Source organism: Marinobacter halodurans (genome assembly GCF_004327985.1).
Classification (GTDB): Bacteria; Pseudomonadota; Gammaproteobacteria; order Pseudomonadales; family Oleiphilaceae; genus Marinobacter_A; species Marinobacter_A halodurans.
The window spans coordinates 1-18,989 of record NZ_SJDL01000022.1; the positions used below are offsets into that span (position 1 = coordinate 1).

The following is an 18,989-nucleotide window of genomic DNA, read 5'->3' on the forward strand; positions in this document are numbered from 1 at the left end:
TCGGCTAGTAGTTCCCCTTACCGGGCCCACAGGGGACTTGCACCCCCAAGTCATCCGGCCAGCACCACCTGTACCAGAACAGCGCCCGTCAAGGCGCTACGCGCCATGCCTGGCGCACCAAAAAAAACCGCCGGATGAACCACCCGGCGGCTTTCCCGTTCAGGCTGAAAATCAGCTCTTCTCAGCTTCTTCCCAGCTCTTCAGCAGTTCCTTGTAGGGAACGGTTTCGCCCTTCGGCTTCTCGTTCTCCAGCTTGGGCTTGGGAGCGCCCGGCTGGTTCAGCCAGTAGCTGGCGTCACGCGGCTCGTTCAGCTTCGGCCCGCAGGTCTCCATCACCTTGGCGCGCTCCAGGCGCATCATGATGTTGTCCTGGGCTTCCGCCAGACCGTCCAGCGCCTGCTGCGGGGTCTTCTCGCCACTGGTGACCTGGGAGATATACTGCCACCACAGCTGCGCCAGCTTCGGATAGTCCGGTACGTTGGTGCCGGTCGGGCTCCACTGGACGCGGGCCGGGCTGCGGTAGAACTCGACCAGGCCACCCAGCTTCGGTGCCGCTTCGGTCATGGCTTCGGAGTTGATGTCCGACTCGCGAATCGGCGTCAGGCCGACCAGGGTCTTCTTCAGGGAGACCGTCTTGGCCGTGGTGAACTGCGCATACAGCCACGCAGCCAGACGACGCTTCTCAGGTGTGGACTTCATAAAGGTCCAGGAACCCACGTCCTGATAGCCCAGCTTCATGCCTTTTTCCCAGTACGGTCCGTGCGGGGATGGCGCCATCCGCCACTTGGGCGTGCCGTCCTCGTTGACCACGGGCAGTCCGTCCTTGGTCATGCTGGAGGTAAAGGCGGTGTACCAGAAAATCTGCTGGGCCACGTTACCCTGCGCCGGTACCGGACCGGCCTCGGAGAAGGTCATGCCCTGGGCTTCCGGCGGCGCGTACTTCTCCAGCCACTCCTTGTACTTGCGGGTGGCGTAGACCGCCGCCGGGCCGTTTACAGCACCACCACGGGTGACGCTGGAACCGACCGGGTGGCAATCCTCGACGCGAATGCCCCACTCGTCCACCGGCAAACCGTTGGGCAGGCCCTTGTCGCCCTCACCCGCCATGGAGAACCAGGCGTCGGTGAAGCGCCAGCCCAGGGACGGGTCTTTCTTGCCGTAGTCCATGTGGCCATAGACGCGCTTGCCATCGATGGTCTTGACCTTGTCGGAGAAGAACTCGGCGATGTCCTCATAGGCCGACCAGTTCACCGGCACGCCCAGTTCATAGCCGTAGATGTCCTTGAACTTCTTCTTCAGATCGTCACGCTCGAACCAGTCCGCGCGGAACCAGTACAGGTTGGCGAACTGCTGATCCGGCAACTGGTAGACCTTGCCGTCCGGCGCGGTGGTGAACTCCAGGCCGATGAAGTCGTCCAGATCCAGCGTCGGCGACGTGACGTCCTTGGCATCGCCCTTGATCATGTCAGAAATCGGGACCACCTTGCCGTAGCGGAAGTGGGTGCCGATCAGGTCCGAGTCGTTGACGTAGGCATCGTAGATGTTGCGGCCCGACTGCATCTGGGTCTGCAGCTTCTCGATGACGTCCCCTTCCTGGATCAGGTTATGGGTCACCTTGATCCCGGTGATTTCGGTGAACGCCTTTGCCAGTGTATTGGACTCGTACTCGTGGGTGGCGAGGGTTTCCGAAACCACGTTGATTTCCATCCCGCGGAAGGGTTTGGCCGCCTCAGTGAACCAGGCCATTTCCTTGAGCTGCTGCTCCTTGGTCAGGGTCGACGGCTGGAACTCGTTGTCCACCCATTTCTCGGCCGCGTCGGAATACTGGTCGGCGCTGGCCTGTAGGCTCAAACCCAGGCTGAGCAGGCCGACGGCGGCGCTCAGCAACAGGGTTTGTGGAGTGTTCTTGTTCTTCAACATAGCCAAACCTCGTCTGTTGTTAGTGTTATCGACTACGGGTCGCAGGCTGCCCACCGCCTTCAGGAGCGTTTTCCTGCGCCCTTCTTTCCGTCCATAAGGCCCGTCAGGGTCCTCCGCGGGCTATAGATCGAAAATCCTTAACGATCGTTTGCGATCATTTTTTATACATTAGTTCGTATTCGAACGCCCCACAATGGGGTTTGTCGAACACGAACGAAACGCCTTCCATCATCCCCAGCGCAGCAGGACCCCCAACCAAACCACGGAAATTGCCAGGGCGATCCAGAGGCTGGCCTCCGTCAACCCCAGGAACAGCAGATGAATGTAGGCACTGCTGAGCAGGCCGATAAACAGCCGGTCGCCGCGGGTGGTGGCGATCGGCAGGAAGCCCTTGCGCTCCACGCAGGGCTTGACCACTTCGAACACCGTCATCACCAGCAGGATGGCGGCGATGGTGGCGAAGAAAATCGCGGTGGGAAGGGTCCACTGCATCCAGGCAATCATGCTCAACCTCCTCAGACCCGGCCCAGGGCAAAGCCCGTGGCCACGTGGTTGCGAACGAACCAGACCACCAACAGGCCCGGAATGATGGTGAGGACACCGGCGGCCGCCAGCACGCCCCAGTCGATCCCGCTGGCGCCGACGGTTCGGGTCATGATGGCGCCGATCGGCTGGGCATCGACCGAGGTCAGCGTCCGGGCCAACAGCAACTCGACCCACGAGAACATGAAGGCGAAGAACGCGGATACACCGATCCCCGAGCGGATCATCGGAATAAAGATCTTGATGAAGAAGCGCGGGAAGCTGTAACCGTCGATGTAGGCCATCTCGTCGTATTCACGCGGCACTCCAGAGATGAACCCTTCCAGGATCCACACCGCCAGCGGCACGTTGAACAGGCAGTGCGCCAGGGCCACCGCAATGTGGGTGTCGAACAGGCCGATCGAGGAATACAGCTGGAAGAACGGCAGCAGGAACACCGCCGGCGGCGCCATGCGGTTACTCAGCAGCCAGAAGAACAGGTGCTTGTCGCCGACGAACTTGTAGCGGCTGAAGGCGTAGGCGGCCGGCAGCGACACCAGCAGCGTGATCACCACGTTGATGGACACGTAGATCATCGAGTTGATGTAGCCGTCGTACCAGCTCGGGTCCGTGAAGATCACCGCGTAGTTGTGGAACGTGAAGTTCTGCGGCCAAAGCGTCAGCGAGCTGAGGATCTCCTGGTTGGTCTTGAACGACATGTTCAGCAACCAGTAGATCGGCAGCAGCAACAACAGGATGTAGAAGGTGATGCCGAATCCACGGCGTTTGCTATGAGTCATGACGGCCTCCTACTTGTCCCGGTCCGGATAGGTGATGGCGGTGAAGAACAGCCAGGACACCAGCAGCACGATCAGGAAATAGACCAGCGAGAACGCCGCGGCCCGCCCGATGTCGAACTGCCCAACCGCCATGGTGGTGAGCGTCTGACTGAGGAAGGTGGTGGAACTGCCCGGTCCACCGCCGGTGAGTACGAACGGCTCGGTGTAGATCATGAAGCTGTCCATGAAGCGCAGCAGCACCGCGATCACCAGCACGCTTTTCAGACGCGGCAACTGGATGTAGCGGAACACCGCCCAGCGGGAAGCGCGGTCGATTTCCGCCGCCTGGTAAAACGCCTGGGGAATCGCGCGCAACCCGGAGTAGCAAAGCAGGGCGACCAGTGGCGTCCAGTGCCAGACGTCCATCAGCAACACCGTGAACCAGGCGTCCACCGGGTCCGCGGTGTAGTTGTAGTTGATACCGATCTCATTCAGGAATCGCCCGAACAGGCCGATGTCACCCCGGCCGAAGATCTGCCAGATGGTGCCCACCACGTTCCAGGGAATCAGCAGCGGGATCGCCAGCAGGATCAGGCACAGGGATGCCCGCTTGCCGCCGGTGGGCATCAGCAACGCGATCCCGATGCCGAGCGGGATTTCGATCAGCAGCACCGCCGCCGAGAACACCACCTGCCGTCCCAGGGACGCCTGCAGGCTTTCGTTACGCAGCACCTCGCGGAACCAGTCGGTGCCGACAAAGTAGGCCGCATTGGGCCCGAAAATGTCCTGCACGGAGTAGTTCACCACCGTCATCAGAGGGATCAGGGCGGAGAACGCCACCAGGATGAAAACCGGCAGCACCAGCCACCAGGCGCGGTTGTTGGGGACCTTTCTCATGACTGCGCCTCCTCGGTCTGCTCGTCCACCAGGAATTCATCCACGTACACCTTCAGCCACTGGCGTGGGAACCCCACATGGAGGGTGTCGCCGGAGATCATCTGGTCCTCGTCGATCCGGGCCTTCAGGCGTTGCTCGCCCAGTTGCAGGGTAACGATCTTGTAGGTGCCGAGGTCCTCGACGTCGAGGATCCGGCAGGGCCAGGTGTCATCGGCGGGTGCCGCGGTCAGTTGCACGAACTCCGGGCGAATGCCCAGTTTGATGTTGCTCGATCCGGTCGCTGCGATGCGCTGTTTCTGCCCGTCGTCGAGCGGGACGTCGATGTCGTCGAAACGAACGCCCTGTTCCGTCACCGATACATCGATCAGGTTCATCCCGGGACTGCCGATGAAGAAACCCACGAATGTATGGTTGGGTCGCTCGAACAGCTCGCGGGGTGTGCCGAACTGCACGATCTGGCCGTCGTACATCACCGCGATCTTGTCGGCGAAGGTGGACGCTTCCAACTGATCGTGGGTCACGTAGACCATGGTGATGTTGAACTGCTCGTGGATCTGCTTGAGCTTGCGCCGCAATTTCCACTTGAGCTGCGGATCGATCACCGTCAGCGGCTCGTCGAACAGGATGGCGGAGACGTCGTCCCGCACCAGGCCGCGGCCCATGGAAACTTTCTGCTTCTCGTCCGCCGTCAGGCCCTTGGCCTTCTTCCGAAGCACCGGCTCGAGCTCCAGGATGGCGGCGATCTCTTCCACCTTGGCCTCGATCCTGGCCTTGGGAATGCCGGCGTTCTTGAGCGGGAATGCCAGGTTGTCAAACACCGTCATGGAGTCGTAGACCACCGGGAACTGGAACACCTGGGCGATGTTACGGTCCTTGGGCGAGAGCTCGTTGACCCGCACATTGTCGAACATCACATCCCCTTCCGACGGTGCCAGCAGGCCGGAAATGATGTTGAGCATGGTGGTCTTGCCGCAGCCCGACGGCCCCAGCAAGGCATAGGCACCGCCCTTGTGCCAGGTGTGACTCATCTGGCGGATGGCGTAGTCACCCGGGCCTTCGGGATGGCGACTGTAACTGTGGGCAAGCGATTTCAACTGGATTTCGGCCATGGTCGCTTACTCCGTATCCGCATTGTTGTCATGCACCGAGGCCGGCGCGTGCACCAGGTCTCCGGCCTCATCGAACACGAAGAGCTTGCCTATGGGCAGGTAGATCTGGATCGGGGTCTCGGTGTGGTATTCGTGGACGCCCATCAACTGCAAAACCAGCTCGAAGTGCTCATTCTTCACGTGCATGAAGGTTTCCGAGCCACTGATCTCCGCCAGTTCCACCGTCATTGCCAGTTCCAGGTCATCCTCGTTCTGCGGCACCAGGCTGATGTGGCTGGGCCGTATGCCAAACTGATAGCGGCCCGGCACGAGGGACGACAGCTCTCGGGTGAGCGGGTGGTGGGCGTACTCGTCGAAGGTCAGTTCATTTTCCGTAACCCGCCCCGGCATGAAGTTGATGGGCGGTTCGCTGAACAGTTCGGCGGCAGTGGTGTTCACCGGCCGGCGGTAGACGTCCATCACCGGCCCGTTCTGGATGATCCGCCCCTCGTGGAGCAGCGTGGTCACACCACCCAGGGCCAGGGCTTCGTTAGGCTCGGTGGTGGCATAAACCGCGACGCAATTGCGGGCCCGGAAAAGTTCCCGCAATTCGGCCCGCAACTCTTCGCGCAACTTGTAATCCAGGTTGACCAGCGGCTCATCGAACAGGATCAGCGTGGCATCCTTGACCAGGGCCCGGGCCATGGCGGTGCGCTGCTGCTGGCCGCCTGACAACTCCAGCGGGTAGCGCTTGAGCAGGTTCTCGATGCGCAGCATTTCGGCAGTCTCACGCACCCGGCGCTCGATCTCTGACGGCGCCATCCTGGCCAGCTTCAGGGGCGAGGCAATGTTGTCCCACACCGTCAGGTTCGGGTAGTTGATGAACTGCTGGTAGATCATGGAGATGTTGCGTTTCTGCACACTCTGGCCGGTCACATCCACACCATCGACCAGCACGCGACCTTCATCCGGACGGTCCAGCCCGGCCATCAGGCGCATCAGGGATGTCTTGCCCGCCAGGGTTCGCCCCAGCAGCACGTTAAAGGATCCGGCTTCAAAGGTGAGATCGGCATCCGCCACATGGGGCACGCCGTCCACCACGCGGGACACATTCTCAAGAGTCAGCGACATGCGTTCGTGTCCTTGTTTTTGTTCTGACTGCGCGAACACCGCACCGGCGGCTTAACGTTCGCTTTCGAATATCAGAACGCAACGAACATACCAATCGCACTCACGGTCAGGCAAAAAAATCACAAATACCTGTTTTAAAACTCTTTTAATGCATCAGATTGCGTTCATTCACGCAGAGCAATGTTCGCTTTCGAATAAAACTGTTCAATATGAACATTGACATGCGAACACTGTGAACACAATATTGAACAATCTTTGCGGTTCCCGAACACGGAAAAAGACAACAATGAGGCAGGGAAATGACCGTGAACAGGATGACGACAAGCGACGATTTCGGTGAGCTGATCGCCGCCTCATGGGCGCGCTGCCACAGCTTCGGGCTCGCTCACGACTCCCGGCCAGCCGCCGTCGACCTCGATCGTCCGGCTCGCCAGCAGTTGCATGAGGAGAACGGTATCCTGCTTGATACCACCGAGAGTGAAGTACTGCCCTACTACGACAACATCCTGGCCAACAGCCGTTCACTGATCATGCTGTCAGACGGCCAGGGGCGCCTGCTACGCCATTGGGGCGACCGCCGCTTTGTCGAGACCGGCCGCCCGGACCTGTTCCGGGAAGGCTGCAGCTGGCAGGAACGCCATAACGGCACCAACGCCATCGGCACTGCGATCGCCTGCGGCCAGGCCATCCAGGTCCAACGCAACGAGCACTTCCTTACGGCAAACCGATTCATGGTGGGCTGCGCGGCCCCGATCCGGGATGTAAACCGCAGGTTGATCGGTGTGCTGAACGTCTCCAGCGACGCTTACCTGCCCCAGGCCCATACCCTGGGCATGGTCAAGCTGATGGCGATCTCGGTGGAAAACCGGTTGATGGCACGGGCCCACAGCCGCGACTGCTACCTGCTGACCCTCAACACCAATCCGGACAACCTGGACAGCCAGTGGTCGGGCCTGCTCGCACTCGATGGCGACGGCGCCATCGTTGCCGTCAACCAGCGGGCCGGACAGCTCCTGGCGACCGAACAGCTCCAACAGCCCATCTGCGAACTGCTGGATCTGGGCCTGGATGACCTGCTGGCCCAGGCAGACCGGGACTCGTTCCAACTGCGAACCCGCACCCAGCGTCGGCTTTTCGGCCTGTTGCGGGCCCCCTCCGCCAGGCTTAATGGCCACGCCCCGCCCCGCCCGAGTACACCCCAGCGCCTCGCAGCGGACGGCCCGCTTACCTTCGCCGACATAGAGTTCGGCGACGAGCAGGTTCGCCGCTGTATTCGCCAGGCCACACGGGTGTCGGACCGGGACATTCCGATACTGATCCACGGTGAAACCGGCGTCGGCAAGGAAGTCTTTGTAAAAGCCCTGCACCAGGCCAGCGAACGCCGCGATCAGCCACTGGTCGCCGTCAATTGCGCCGCCATCCCCTCGGAGCTGGTCGAATCGGAGCTATTCGGTTACGAACGGGGCGCCTTTACCGGCGCGAGCACCGAGGGCGCGACAGGCCTTATCCGCAAGGCCCACAAGGGGATCCTGTTCCTGGATGAGATCGGTGAAATGCCGGCCCGGGCCCAGGCACGGCTGCTTCGGGTGCTGCAGGAAAGGGAAGTCACGCCGGTCGGATCCACGGAGGCCTATCCGGTGGACATCCGTCTGATCTCGGCAACAAACCAGACATTACGCGAGCAGGTGGAGGCCGGTACATTCCGGCGCGACCTGTATTACCGGATCAACGGCCTGGCGATCGAATTGCCACGCCTGCGCGATCGGAGTGACAAACGCGCCCTGTTTCGCCAGGTCCATGCCTATTACCGGGAACCCGACCAACCGGCCGAGCTGTCCAGCGCCCTGCTGGACATGCTGGAGCGCCACCCCTGGCCCGGCAACATCCGCCAACTGATCAACGTGATGCAGGTGGCCCTGGCCATGGCCGACCGGGAATCGATTGAAACCTGGCACTTGCCCGATGACTTCATCCGGGACCTGAACGCCGTCACGTCCCACCCGGCGGCTCCAACCGCCAATGTAGCGGCGCACCCACTACCGGATCAGCCGGCGGGCTCGGCACTGGACTCATTGCTGGAGGTCTACAACCAGCACCAGGGGAATGTTTCCCGCACGGCGCGGCACTTCGGCTTCAGCCGGAATACCGTCTACAAGCGCCTGCGGGAATTGGGGGTGCGTTAATCCTGCAACCGGTTGACGGCCTCGACCCAACCTTCGTAGAGGCGGTCCCGGGTTTCCTTGGTCATTTCCGGCGTAAAGCTGCGGTCGCACTGCCACAGGCCTTCCAGGGTTTCTAGGGAGTCGAAGACGCCTGCCTTGAGGCCTGCCAAGTAGGCCGCGCCCAACGCGGTGGTTTCGATCAGTTTGGGCCGGTCAACGGTTGCTCCCAACACATCGGCCAGGAACTGCAGCACCCAGTTGTTCTCCACCATGCCGCCGTCCACCCGCAGGGCGACCGGACGCACGCCATCCTTTTCCATGGCCTTCTGAAGGTCCTTGGTCTGATAGCAGACGGACTGCAGGCCGGCCGTAACGATCTCCTTGATGCCGGTATCCCGGGTCAGCCCGAAAATCGCGCCCCGGGCCTTGGGATCCCAGTAAGGCGCCCCCAGGCCGGTGAACGCCGGCACCAGGTAGACACCGTGGTTGGCCGGCGTCTGTTCCGCCAGCGACTCGGTTTCCCGGGCCATGCGAATCAGCTTGATGCCGTCCCGCAACCACTGGATCGCCGCACCGGCGATGAAGATGCTGCCTTCGAGCGCGTAGGTCACTTTCCCATTGAGACGATAACCGACGGTAGTCAGAAGGCGTGACGAGGAGTGCAGCGGCTTGTCGCCCGTGTTCAGCATCAGGAAGCACCCCGTCCCGTAGGTGCTCTTGGCCATTCCCGCCTGGAAACAGGTCTGACCGAACAGCGCCGCCTGCTGGTCACCGGCCATACCGTAGACCGGCACGGCGGCACCCAACAGTTCCGGCTCCAGGGTGCCGAAATCATCCGCCGAGTCCAGCACCTCAGGCAATAACGCCTCAGGCACATCGAACAGCTTCAGCAGATCCGCGTCCCATTGCTGTTCATGGATGTTGAACAGCAGCGTACGCGAGGCGTTGGTGGCATCGGTAAAATGGGACCGCCCGCCGGTCAGGCGCCACAGCAGGAAGGTATCGATGGTGCCGAAGGCCAGCTTGCCCTGTTCGGCCCGGGCCTGGGCACCGTCGACGTTATCCAGGATCCAGCGCAACTTGGTGGCGGAGAAATAGGGGTCAGCCAGCAGCCCGGTCTTCTCGTGAATCATGGCCTCGCTACCATCGTCCTTGAGCTGCTGGCACAGGACTGCGGCCCGTCGATCCTGCCAGACAATGGCGTTATATATGGGCCTGCCGGTTTCCCGGTCCCAGACCACCGTGGTCTCACGCTGATTGGTGATGCCGATGCCGGCGAGGGCGTCCGCCTTCAGGTCGGCTTTCTGGAGAACATCCCGACAGGTCTCGATGACGGTGCGCCAGATATCCTCGGGATCGTGTTCGACCCAGCCGCTCTCCGGAAAATGTTGCGGGAATTCCTGCTGGCTGACCGCGACAAACTCGCCCTGACCATCGAAAATCATGGCCCGTGAGCTGGTCGTGCCCTGGTCAATTGCCATGAGATAACGCGTCATGATTGCACCCTTTTACCGTTTGTTTGCTTATTGTCCGGCGATGCCCCCTTCGAAACCACGCTCGTCATGGACAATTTTCAATGGGGCCTTTGCGGCATTCTTACCCTTTTCGAAAACGAATCCAAATATTTTTTCGTTTTCAGTGACGCCCGGGGGCAGATCGAACATCCCCATGAGCCCAAATCCACACCGTCGCCCGGCCACTTCCCGATAACGTGTTATATTGATTTGATAAATCGTCGAACGACGTGCAATGGGTCGCAGAACGTCCGCGCGTAACGTGATTTTCGCAATGCGACCTGTCTTCCTACAAGAACGAGTGCGGGTATCGAGGCATGGCACAGAAACACCGGCAGGACCTGATCATGGAGCTGATTCACCAGAACGGCTTCGTCACTACCGAACAGCTTGTGGATCATTTCCAGGTCACACCGCAAACCATTCGCCGGGATCTCAACCAACTGGCTCGCCAGAGCCGGGTACGGCGTCACCACGGCGGTGCAGGCATCGACTCCAGTACCGTCAACACCGCTTACCAGACGCGCAAGATCATGGACCTGGAAGCCAAGGAGCGCATTGCCCACAGCCTGGTGAAAATGATTCCCGACGGAGCCTCGCTGTTCATCAACATCGGGACCACCACCGAAACCATTGCCCGGGCCCTGCTCAACCACAACAACCTGCGCATCGTGACCAACAACCTGCATGTGGCGTCGATCCTGGCGAGCCGCGAGGACTTTCATATCATCATCGCCGGTGGCGAGGTGCGTAACCGGGACGGCGGCATCGTCGGCGAAGCGACGCGGGACTTCATCAACCAGTTCAAGATGGATTTCGGCGTCATCGGCATCAGCGGTATCCATATGGATGGCTCCCTGCTGGACTTCGACTACCGCGAGGTCCGCGTGGCCCAGACGATCATGACCAACTCACAGCAGGTACTGCTGGCCGCCGACCACACCAAGTTCGGGCGCAATGCCATGGTACGACTGGGCAGTATAACCCAGGCCGACCACTTCTTTACCGACCAGAAGCCCCCGCACGACATCCAGCAACTGCTGACCGACAACGACGTCAAGCTCCACGTCGTCTGATCCCGGATACGATGAAATCGGCCGCCCGATCCTGTGGCTTTTCGATTCGCGCCACAGTGTTCGTTTTTATTCTTTATTTTCCTTTACGAATACACATCCTTTTCGCATAATGCTTTCGTTGGCTACAAAATCGCCAAAACGAACACAGGCTGGAGATCGAAAGGTATGAGCGCGGCAGAGACAGACTACGACTTGGTCGTTGTCGGCGGAGGTGTCAATGGAACCGGCATCGCCATGGATGCTGCCGGGCGGGGGCTGAAAACCCTGCTTTGCGAGATGAACGATCTCGCCTCCGCCACGTCCTCAAGCAGCAGCAAGCTGATCCACGGCGGCCTGCGCTACCTGGAACACTACGAGTTCAAACTGGTTCGCCAGGCCCTGGCCGAGCGCGAAGCACTGCTGCGCAATGCCCCGCACATCATGTGGCCGATGCGGTTCCGGTTGCCCTACCAGTCACACCTGCGGCCGGCCTGGATGATCCGTACCGGCCTGTTCCTGTATGACCACCTGGCCAAGCGCGAGCTGCTTAAAGGCTCCAACAGCATCCGCTTCAACGGCAACAGTCCACTGATTCCAGAGATTACCCGTGGCTTCGAGTACTCCGACGGATGGGTCGACGATGCCCGTTTGGTGGTGCTCACCGCCAAGGCCGCCGAGGAGAAAGGCGCCCGGGTCATGACCCGGACCCGCTGTGAACGGGCCGAGCGGGCGGGCGATCACTGGGTCGTCACGCTGAACGACCGGCTGACCGGCAAGACCGAGACGGTCACCTGCAAGACCATGGTCAATGCCACCGGCCCCTGGGTCAGCGCCCTGTTCCGGGACAGCCTGCACATCCCCGCACCCAAGCAGATTCGCATGGTCAAGGGCAGCCATATTGTTGTGCCCCGGATCCACGACGAGCCGGAGGCCTACATCCTGCAGAACGCGGACGAGCGCATCATTTTCGTGATCCCCTACGAGGACGACTTCTCGCTGGTCGGCACAACCGACGTCGACTACGAGGGCGATCCGAAAAAGGCCGTCATTTCCGATGAGGAAGTCGACTACCTGATCGGCATCGTCAACGACTACTTCCGCAACAAGCTCACCCCGGACGACGTGGTCTGGTCCTACTCCGGTGTCCGGCCATTGATGGACGACGAAGGCGGTTCCGCGCAGAAGGCATCACGGGACTACACGTTCGAGGTGGACGCCGGTGACGGTAAGGCACCACTCATCTCCATATTCGGCGGCAAGATCACCACCTACCGGAAGCTGGCGGAAGCCGCCACGGATCGCCTCTGCGACTTCTTCCCGGAGGCCGGTCCCAACTGGACCCGCAGCGCACCGTTGCCAGGCGGTGACTTCACCAGCCAGGAAGATTTACTGAACGAATTCAAGACCGCTTATCCCTGGCTCCCCACCGGGCTGGCCCGGCGCTACGTGCGAACCTATGGCACCTGCACCCGAACCCTGCTGGAAGGCTGCCAATCCATGGAAGGCATGGGCCACCATTTCGGCGCCAACCTGTACGCCCGCGAAATCGATTACCTGACGCGGCACGAATGGGCGGTGGACGCCGAGGATATTGCCTGGCGCCGCACCAAACTCGGCCTGCGGCTGACGGCAGCGGAGCTCAGCGCCATCCAGGACCACCTGGCGAACCAACCGGTCAGGGGCCCTTCCGCCTCAACCGCCTGACTCCAGTTGCCAGCGATTGCGGGTCACTGGAACGGCGCACTGCCGGGTGACCCGCACGGTTTCGCTGAAGCCCATGCCCCAGAGTCCGGGGATGCGGAAGCACAGCGGCAGGTGAAACACCATATTCTCCTCGAATTCCGTCGGTTGTCCCCGGGCGATAAAGCCCGACCCTTCCACCCAGGACGGGGGAAACTGGCCGCCGATGGTATAGCCATACACCCCGGAAAAGAAGGCCTCCTCCGACTCGTCCTGCCACGCGCTTTCCGCCGCCTGTGCGGCACTGTCGAATGTGGCCCCTGGTTTCATGGCGGCCACCAGGGTGTCGTACACCCGACGGCAGGCCTCGAACATCGCTTGCATGCGAGGATCGGGCGCCCCGGATCCGGCGACGATCGTGTGCATGATCGGCGAGGTATAGCGCTGGAATGCCGCCCCCAACTCGATAAACACGGGCTCGCCGGCCTGGATCGGAAAGCGCCGGTGGTTGGTGTGAATGACACTGCTGCGCGGCCCGGCCACGACGATCGGCTGCATGCTCATGAATTCACTGCCGTGACCGTACATGGCCTCGGCGGCCGCGGCGGCCACCTGGCTGTCGGTGCGACCAACGGCAACCGTCCGTCGGGCGGCTTCCACGCCCGCTTCGGTCAAGCGCGCGGCCTGTTCGAGGCATTCCAGCTCCTCACCGGACTTGACCCGGCGTATGGGGTCGAGCAAACCGGAGGCATCGACCCACTCGCGGTCCGGCAACTGTTGCTCCAGACCGGCCAGCAGCCCGCTCCTTAAACCAGCGCCCCAGCGATCCACGCCGATTCGCCGCCCCTGTGCGGCCAGACAGTCCGCCAAAGGCTCAACCACCTCCCCGGGCGCCTCCCAACGGTAACCGAGGATGTGGTCCACCCGGGCACAGGCCACGGCGGTCCCGGTCTCGATCGACGGGACCTGCAGCACGGACTGCGATGGACTGTAGACCAACGCCGCATGCACTGAAACCTCGAACGTGTTGTAGCCCGTCAGGTAATAGATCTCGGCGGGATTGGTGACCAGCAGGGCATCAAGCCCACGCTCGTCGAGGCGGCGGTCGAGTGCCTGACAGCGCCGCTGGTATTCGCCATCGGTAAATGCGGACTCCCGACGCTGCAGGACGTCCCGCAACCGCATTTCGTAGGCCCTGAAATCCATTCGTCACCTCCCGTCCGGAGAGCGAATCCCCGGGGTCGCTGCATGGCTGTGCTGTCCATCTTTACATCGCGTTACCCCGGGACACAATTACTGCCTGAATTTCGTACGATAGTCGCATTGATGCCAGGCGCCACCCTGCACAGACTCAAGTGGCGTTCAACGAAGACGCCCGGTTCAAGAACGACCCCAATCCAAGAACAACAAGGGGCCCCAGGTGGAACAGTCGCCGGATGGGCCCGGGAGACAACGGATCATGTCAATCACGCGACTGCTGCTCGCCGGTATCGTGCTGGCGTTTACCGCCACCACCCTGCCCGCCGAAACGCTGAAAATCGGCTTCAACTACCCACAGAATGGCCGTTACAAGGACCAGGGGCTGCAGGAGCGCCTCGGCGCCTTCATGGCGGTGGATGAGATCAACCGGGACGGCGGCATCCTGGGCCAGCCCATCGAACTGGTGATTCGCAATAACAGCAGCGATCCCAAGCAGGGGGCAGCCAATACCGCCGAGCTGATCGACCGGGAGAATGCCCGCATGGTGTTTGGTGGCGTCTCCAGCGCCGTGGCCATCGCTTCGGGCGAGGAAGCCCGCAAGCGCGACCGGCTCTACTTCGGCACCCTGACCTACTCCAACGCGACGACCGGCAGCGCCGGTCACCGGCACATGTTCCGCGAACCCTTCAACGCCTGGATGGCCGCAAAGGCGATCAGCCATCACCTGCAGTCCCGCTACGCCGGGCAGAAATTTTTCTACATCACCGCCGACTATACCTGGGGCTGGTCAACCGAAAGCTCCATGCGGCGCTTCACCAACACCATGGATACCGACGCCCACCCCGGTGTGAAGACGCCCTTCCCACGCGCCTACATCCGCGATTTCAAGGCGGCCCTGGAACAGGCCCAGGCGAGCGACGCGGATGTGCTGGTGATGGTGCTGTTCGGCGACGATATGGTGCGGGCCCTGAACATTGCCTACGAGATGGGCATCAAGGACAGGATGCAGGTGGTGGTGCCCAACATCACGCTGGGCATGGCGCAGGATGTGGGCCCGACCATTATGGAAGGCGTGATCGGCTCGGTGCCCTGGGTCTGGGAAGTCCCCTACAAATACAATTACCCTCGCGGCAAGCAGTTCGTGGAGGACTTCGTCAAGCGCTACAACATGCGCCCTTCGTCAGCGGCCGCGTCGGCCTACAGTATTCTCTATCAATATCGCGATGCGGTGGAGCGGGCCGGAACGCTGGACACGGCCGCGGTCACCCGTGCCCTGGAAGACTACCGTTACAGCTTGCTGAAAGACGAGCAGCAATGGCGGGCTTTCGATCACCAGAATGTGCAGACCGTCTATGTGGTCAAGAGCAAGCCCCGGGATGAGATCCTGAAAGACCCGTTGGGTTCGGATTTCTTCGAGATCGTCGACAGCCTGGACGGTAACTCCGCCGCCAAGACGCTGGAAGAGTGGCAGGAAGAGCGCCGCGCGGCCAAAAAACCGCTGACGCTCTGACAGATCAATCGACGCAAGATCGCCTCAGCGCCATTTGGCCTGGGGCGAGGAGTAGGTTTCGAAACGGGACAGGATCTCCGACGGCTCGTCACTGACGATCAGCATGTCCCGGTAGTGGGGTTTCAGGAATTCCCGGTCCCGCATGGTATCCATGAACGCCAGCAGCGGATCGTAATAACCGGCCACGTTGTAGAACGCACACGGTTTTTCATGGTATCCCAACTGGGCCCAGGTCCAGGCTTCGAAAATCTCCTCCAGCGTGCCGGGGCCGCCGGGCATGGCGATAAACGCCTGCGCCAGGGAGTTCATACGCCCCTTGCGTTCGTGCATGTCGTCCACAACGAAGAGTTCGGTCACGCCTTCATGGGCGATCTCCCGCTCTTTCAGCATGCGCGGGATAACGCCGATGACTTCGCCGCCATGTTCCAGCACCGTATCCGCAACCACGCCCATCAGGCCAACCTTGCCGCCACCGTAGACCAGTGTGTGTCCACCCTCGGCGAGGGCGCGGCCCATGGCGCGGGCACTCCGCCCGTAGACTGGATCATTACCGTGGCTGGAACCACAAAAGACGGCCACCCGCATAGAAACACCCTTCTGAAAGCGATGAGGTAACAGGGACACGCTGCCGGCACTGCCGGCAGGCGAAAACGAGGCATAATGAAAGCAGATTGAGGCGGCCGAGACAATACGGCCCCGACCGGCCTACAGGGTAGGACGTCGTCAGACTTCCGGGTTGCGTAGCGCTTCGGCAGCTCCCAACAGTCCGGTGTAGGGCTCCATGACAATCTGGACCGGCGTTGCTTCCATCAGGGGGCGCATTCGCCCCTTGTCCTCGAACGCAGCCTGGAACGGGCTTTCCAGGAAGAAATCGAGGAAGCGCGGCAGGATACCGCCACACAGGTAAACCCCTCCAAGACTGCCAACCGTGAGCGCCGCATTGCCGGCAGTGCGGCCAAGGATCTCACAGAAATGACGCAGCACATGACGGGCCAGCGGATCGCCGTCGTTGACCGCGGCGTTGGAGATTTTCTCGGGTGCGTCCAGGGGAGCCGCAACGCCCTGGATTTCGGCGTGCGCCTGGTACAGGTTCAGCAACCCCTGACCGCACAGGATGCGCTCTACCGAGACCCGTCCGAAGCGCGCCTTGAGAATCTGCAGGATAGCAATCTCCGTTTCGTCCGTGGGCGCAAAATCCACGTGCCCACCTTCCGTCATCAACGGAATCCAGCCATCGCGCAGCGGTACCAGGCCGGACACACCAAGCCCCGTTCCCGGGCCAATCACCAGCCTCGCACGGCGCGGATCACCGGGTCCGCCGCAAACGTGGACCAGTTGCTCGGAAGCAACATGAGGCACGCCCAGCGCCATCGCCGTAAAATCGTTGATCACCTTGAACGAACGCAGGCCGAATTGCTCACGGATAGCCCGCAGACCAAAGCGCCAGTGGTTGTTGGTCATCCGCACCTGGGCGTCGGGATCGTCCGCAGACGGCACCGGACCGGCAACCGCCAGACACACGTCCTTGATGCGGTCGATGCCAACCTTTTCCATGTACGCCCGGATGGCGTCATCCAGATTGTCATAGTCGCCGCAGCGCAGGATCTCAATGGCGTGTGGACGGACATCGCCCTCCTGGGCCAGCGCAAAACGGGCATTGGTCCCGCCGATGTCGCCGACCAGTTCTACCATGGATTGATCGGTCATGCGTCGTGACTCCAGAAGAAGCTGGCCCCTTCCTCCGGCGTCCCGGCGGACCGGCGCATCCAGCCGAACAGCTCGCGGCCATAGCCCTGGTGAACGGCCGTCAGGTCGATGCGGTCCTGCTCGCGAGCAGCAAATTCCTCATCGGAGACTTCAATATCCAGCCGCCCCCGGGTGGCATCGACGCAGATGACATCCCCGTCGCGAACCCTGGAAAGCGGGCCGCCATCCAGGGCCTCCGGATAGACGTGAATCGCCGCCGGCACCTTGCCGGAGGCGCCGGACATCCGGCCATCGGTCACCAGCGCCACGTGGTAGCCGCGATCCTGCAGGACACCGAGATACGGCGTCAGCTTGTGCAGTTCCGGCATCCCGTTCGCCTTGGGTCCCTGGAAGCGGACGACGACGACGCAGTCCTTGTCCAGATCCCCGGCGTCAAACGCCTTGGCCAGTTCGTTCTGGTCGTTAAGGACCACCGCCGGCGCGCGCACCACATGGTGATCCGGCTTAACCGCGGATACCTTGATCACGCCGCGGCCGAGGTTGCCGTCGAGAACCCGAAGCCCGCCTTCCGGCGCGAACGGCTCTTCCGCGGAACTGAGCACTTCCCTATCGCCGCTTTCCGTCTGCGCCGGCGACCACACCAGCTTGCCGTTATCCAGCGACGGCATCTGGGTGTAACGTTCCAGGCCATGGCCGACGACGGTCTCCACGTCGTTGTGCAAATAGCCATGCTCCAGCAGCTCGCGGATCAGGTATGGGGTGCCGCCCGCATCGTGAAATGCGTTGATGTCCGCCTGACCGTTGGGGTAGATGCGGGTCATGGACGGCACGACCGACGAAAGCTCGGCGTAATCGTCCCAGTTGATGGTGATCCCCGCCGCGCGGGCAATCGCGATCCAGTGGATGGTGTGGTTGGTGGACCCGCCAGTCACCAGCAGGGCGACCAGGGCATTGACGATGCTCTTTTCGGACACCATGTCGCCCAGCCCCAGCTTGCCGCCGTTCGGCTTGGACAGCTTCACCACCTGCTCGGTGGCGGCCGTGGTCAGCGCATCGCGCAGCTCGGTATCCGGGTGAATGAAGGCGGAGCCGGGCATATGCAATCCCATCACCTCCACCAGCAGCTGGTTGCTGTTGGCAGTGCCATAGAAGGTGCAGGTACCCGGGCTGTGATAGGACGCACTTTCGGCTTCCAGCAGCTCGTCCTTGCCCACCTTGCCTTCGGCATAAAGCTGACGGATGCGCTGCTTTTCCTTGTTGGGCAGCCCCGAGGGCATGGGGCCCGCCGGGACCAGCACAGTAGGCAGGTAACCGTAGCTCAGGGCACCGATCAGCAGACCCGGTACGATCTTGTCGCAGATCCCCAGCAGCAGGGTGGCATCAAACATGTTGTGGCTCAGGGCGACCGCCGTGCTCATGGCAATCACATCGCGGGAGAACAGGCTCAGCTCCATGCCCGGCTGCCCCTGGGTCACGCCATCGCACATCGCTGGCGTGCCGCCGGCAAACTGGGCGACCGAGCCCATACCGTGGGCCGCCTCGCGAATCACATCCGGGAAGCGGTGATAGGGCTGGTGTGCGGACAGCATATCGTTGTAGGCCGAAACAATGGCGACGTTCGCCTTGTTCATCAGCTTGAGAGTGTCCTTGTCGGGCTGACAGCAGGCGGCGAACCCATGCGCCAGATTGCCGCAGGAGAGCACCCCTCGCTGCGGTGACTGTTCGCCGAGTTCCGCCATTCTCCGCAGGTAATCCTCGCGCCCTGCCCGGCTGCGCTCGATTATCCGCTGGGTCACTTTCTCCACAATCGGATGCATGTCTCTC

General features: G+C 61.7%; 16 protein-coding genes. 4 read left to right on the top strand and 12 right to left on the bottom strand.

The features are described from left to right. Positions 1-171: 171 nt before the first annotated feature. The 6 genes from EZI54_RS13895 to EZI54_RS13920 all read right to left on the bottom strand — a co-directional run bounded on the left by EZI54_RS13895 (position 172) and on the right by EZI54_RS13920 (position 6,337). Positions 172-1,920, bottom strand: coding sequence for an ABC transporter substrate-binding protein (locus EZI54_RS13895; protein WP_131482491.1), 1,749 nt, complete (start codon positions 1,918-1,920; stop codon positions 172-174). Positions 1,921-2,148: 228 nt separating this feature from the next. Further along, a complete protein-coding gene (locus EZI54_RS13900; RefSeq protein ID WP_131482492.1) occupies positions 2,149-2,424 on the bottom strand; it encodes a DUF2160 domain-containing protein in 276 nt (91 codons plus the stop codon). An 11-nt stretch (positions 2,425-2,435) separates the two neighbouring features. Then, positions 2,436-3,242, bottom strand: a complete 807-nt coding sequence (locus tag EZI54_RS13905) for a carbohydrate ABC transporter permease (protein WP_123636718.1) — start codon at positions 3,240-3,242, stop codon at positions 2,436-2,438. A 9-nt stretch (positions 3,243-3,251) separates the two neighbouring features. Then, positions 3,252-4,118, bottom strand: a complete 867-nt coding sequence (locus tag EZI54_RS13910) for a carbohydrate ABC transporter permease (RefSeq protein ID WP_131482493.1) — start codon at positions 4,116-4,118, stop codon at positions 3,252-3,254. Continuing rightward, complete coding sequence (locus tag EZI54_RS13915; protein ID WP_131482494.1) at positions 4,115-5,227, bottom strand: ABC transporter ATP-binding protein; 1,113 nt, start codon at positions 5,225-5,227, stop codon at positions 4,115-4,117. The genes EZI54_RS13910 and EZI54_RS13915 overlap by 4 nt, the downstream gene beginning before the upstream one ends. Positions 5,228-5,233: 6 nt before the next feature. Next, a complete protein-coding gene (locus EZI54_RS13920) occupies positions 5,234-6,337 on the bottom strand; it encodes an ABC transporter ATP-binding protein (RefSeq protein WP_131482495.1) in 1,104 nt (367 codons plus the stop codon). Positions 6,338-6,636: 299 nt separating this feature from the next. Here EZI54_RS13920 and EZI54_RS13925 point away from each other — a divergent pair, with 299 nt between their 5' ends. Further along, a complete protein-coding gene (locus EZI54_RS13925; protein WP_207389218.1) occupies positions 6,637-8,520 on the top strand; it encodes a sigma-54-dependent Fis family transcriptional regulator in 1,884 nt (627 codons plus the stop codon). On the opposite strand, the gene glpK is transcribed toward EZI54_RS13925, so the two are convergent. Together glpK and EZI54_RS24440 are read right to left on the bottom strand one after the other, a co-directional pair. Next, positions 8,517-9,995 carry a glycerol kinase GlpK gene (glpK, locus tag EZI54_RS13930; RefSeq protein ID WP_131482497.1) on the bottom strand — a complete coding sequence of 493 codons (1,479 nt, stop codon included), beginning with the start codon at positions 9,993-9,995 and terminating at the stop codon, positions 8,517-8,519. The genes EZI54_RS13925 and glpK overlap by 4 nt on opposite strands. Positions 9,996-10,022: 27 nt before the next feature. Next, positions 10,023-10,169 (bottom strand): hypothetical protein, encoded by a 147-nt coding sequence (locus EZI54_RS24440; RefSeq protein WP_165495753.1) that lies wholly within the window; start codon positions 10,167-10,169, stop codon positions 10,023-10,025. Between the two features lie 161 nt (positions 10,170-10,330). Between EZI54_RS24440 and EZI54_RS13935 the strand changes: the two genes are divergently transcribed. Both EZI54_RS13935 and glpD read left to right on the top strand, forming a co-directional pair. Then, positions 10,331-11,089: a DeoR/GlpR family transcriptional regulator gene (locus EZI54_RS13935; protein WP_131482498.1), complete on the top strand. Its 759-nt coding sequence runs from the start codon at positions 10,331-10,333 to the stop codon at positions 11,087-11,089. Positions 11,090-11,254: 165 nt separating this feature from the next. Next, on the top strand, positions 11,255-12,772 hold the full coding sequence (glpD, locus tag EZI54_RS13940; RefSeq protein WP_131482499.1) for a glycerol-3-phosphate dehydrogenase: 1,518 nt from the start codon (positions 11,255-11,257) through the stop codon (positions 12,770-12,772). Here the strand turns inward: glpD and EZI54_RS13945 are convergent. Further along, positions 12,761-13,954 carry a M24 family metallopeptidase gene (locus EZI54_RS13945; protein WP_131482500.1) on the bottom strand — a complete coding sequence of 398 codons (1,194 nt, stop codon included), beginning with the start codon at positions 13,952-13,954 and terminating at the stop codon, positions 12,761-12,763. The genes glpD and EZI54_RS13945 overlap by 12 nt on opposite strands. A gap of 253 nt (positions 13,955-14,207) precedes the next feature. On the opposite strand from EZI54_RS13945, the gene EZI54_RS13950 reads away from it, so the two are divergent. After that, positions 14,208-15,458 carry an ABC transporter substrate-binding protein gene (locus EZI54_RS13950; RefSeq protein WP_131482501.1) on the top strand — a complete coding sequence of 417 codons (1,251 nt, stop codon included), beginning with the start codon at positions 14,208-14,210 and terminating at the stop codon, positions 15,456-15,458. Between the two features lie 24 nt (positions 15,459-15,482). Here the strand turns inward: EZI54_RS13950 and EZI54_RS13955 are convergent, their stop codons facing one another. From EZI54_RS13955 to edd, 3 genes are all read right to left on the bottom strand, one after another. Further along, the gene (locus tag EZI54_RS13955; RefSeq protein WP_131482502.1) at positions 15,483-16,043 is read right to left on the bottom strand and encodes an LOG family protein; all 561 of its coding nucleotides are present in this window, start codon (positions 16,041-16,043) and stop codon (positions 15,483-15,485) included. Between the two features lie 138 nt (positions 16,044-16,181). Next, positions 16,182-17,165, bottom strand: coding sequence for a glucokinase (locus tag EZI54_RS13960; protein ID WP_242674471.1), 984 nt, complete (start codon positions 17,163-17,165; stop codon positions 16,182-16,184). Then, the gene (gene edd / locus EZI54_RS13965; RefSeq protein ID WP_131482503.1) at positions 17,162-18,982 is read right to left on the bottom strand and encodes a phosphogluconate dehydratase; all 1,821 of its coding nucleotides are present in this window, start codon (positions 18,980-18,982) and stop codon (positions 17,162-17,164) included. Before edd ends, EZI54_RS13960 begins: the two co-directional genes overlap by 4 nt. Positions 18,983-18,989 lie beyond the last annotated feature (7 nt).

Bases quoted from the DNA above. Each gene is read 5' to 3' on its own strand.
- EZI54_RS13895 (WP_131482491.1), bottom strand. From the start codon at position 1,920: ATGTTGAAGAACAAGAACACTCCACAAACCCTGTTGCTGAGCGCCGCC.
- EZI54_RS13900 (WP_131482492.1), bottom strand. From the start codon at position 2,424: ATGATTGCCTGGATGCAGTGGACCCTTCCCACCGCGATTTTCTTCGCC.
- EZI54_RS13905 (WP_123636718.1), bottom strand. From the start codon at position 3,242: ATGACTCATAGCAAACGCCGTGGATTCGGCATCACCTTCTACATCCTG.
- EZI54_RS13910 (WP_131482493.1), bottom strand. From the start codon at position 4,118: ATGAGAAAGGTCCCCAACAACCGCGCCTGGTGGCTGGTGCTGCCGGTT.
- EZI54_RS13915 (WP_131482494.1), bottom strand. From the start codon at position 5,227: ATGGCCGAAATCCAGTTGAAATCGCTTGCCCACAGTTACAGTCGCCAT.
- EZI54_RS13920 (WP_131482495.1), bottom strand. From the start codon at position 6,337: ATGTCGCTGACTCTTGAGAATGTGTCCCGCGTGGTGGACGGCGTGCCC.
- EZI54_RS13925 (WP_207389218.1), top strand. From the start codon at position 6,637: ATGACCGTGAACAGGATGACGACAAGCGACGATTTCGGTGAGCTGATC.
- glpK (WP_131482497.1), bottom strand. From the start codon at position 9,995: ATGACGCGTTATCTCATGGCAATTGACCAGGGCACGACCAGCTCACGG.
- EZI54_RS24440 (WP_165495753.1), bottom strand. From the start codon at position 10,169: ATGGGGATGTTCGATCTGCCCCCGGGCGTCACTGAAAACGAAAAAATA.
- EZI54_RS13935 (WP_131482498.1), top strand. From the start codon at position 10,331: ATGGCACAGAAACACCGGCAGGACCTGATCATGGAGCTGATTCACCAG.
- glpD (WP_131482499.1), top strand. From the start codon at position 11,255: ATGAGCGCGGCAGAGACAGACTACGACTTGGTCGTTGTCGGCGGAGGT.
- EZI54_RS13945 (WP_131482500.1), bottom strand. From the start codon at position 13,954: ATGGATTTCAGGGCCTACGAAATGCGGTTGCGGGACGTCCTGCAGCGT.
- EZI54_RS13950 (WP_131482501.1), top strand. From the start codon at position 14,208: ATGTCAATCACGCGACTGCTGCTCGCCGGTATCGTGCTGGCGTTTACC.
- EZI54_RS13955 (WP_131482502.1), bottom strand. From the start codon at position 16,043: ATGCGGGTGGCCGTCTTTTGTGGTTCCAGCCACGGTAATGATCCAGTC.
- EZI54_RS13960 (WP_242674471.1), bottom strand. From the start codon at position 17,165: ATGACCGATCAATCCATGGTAGAACTGGTCGGCGACATCGGCGGGACC.
- edd (WP_131482503.1), bottom strand. From the start codon at position 18,982: ATGCATCCGATTGTGGAGAAAGTGACCCAGCGGATAATCGAGCGCAGC.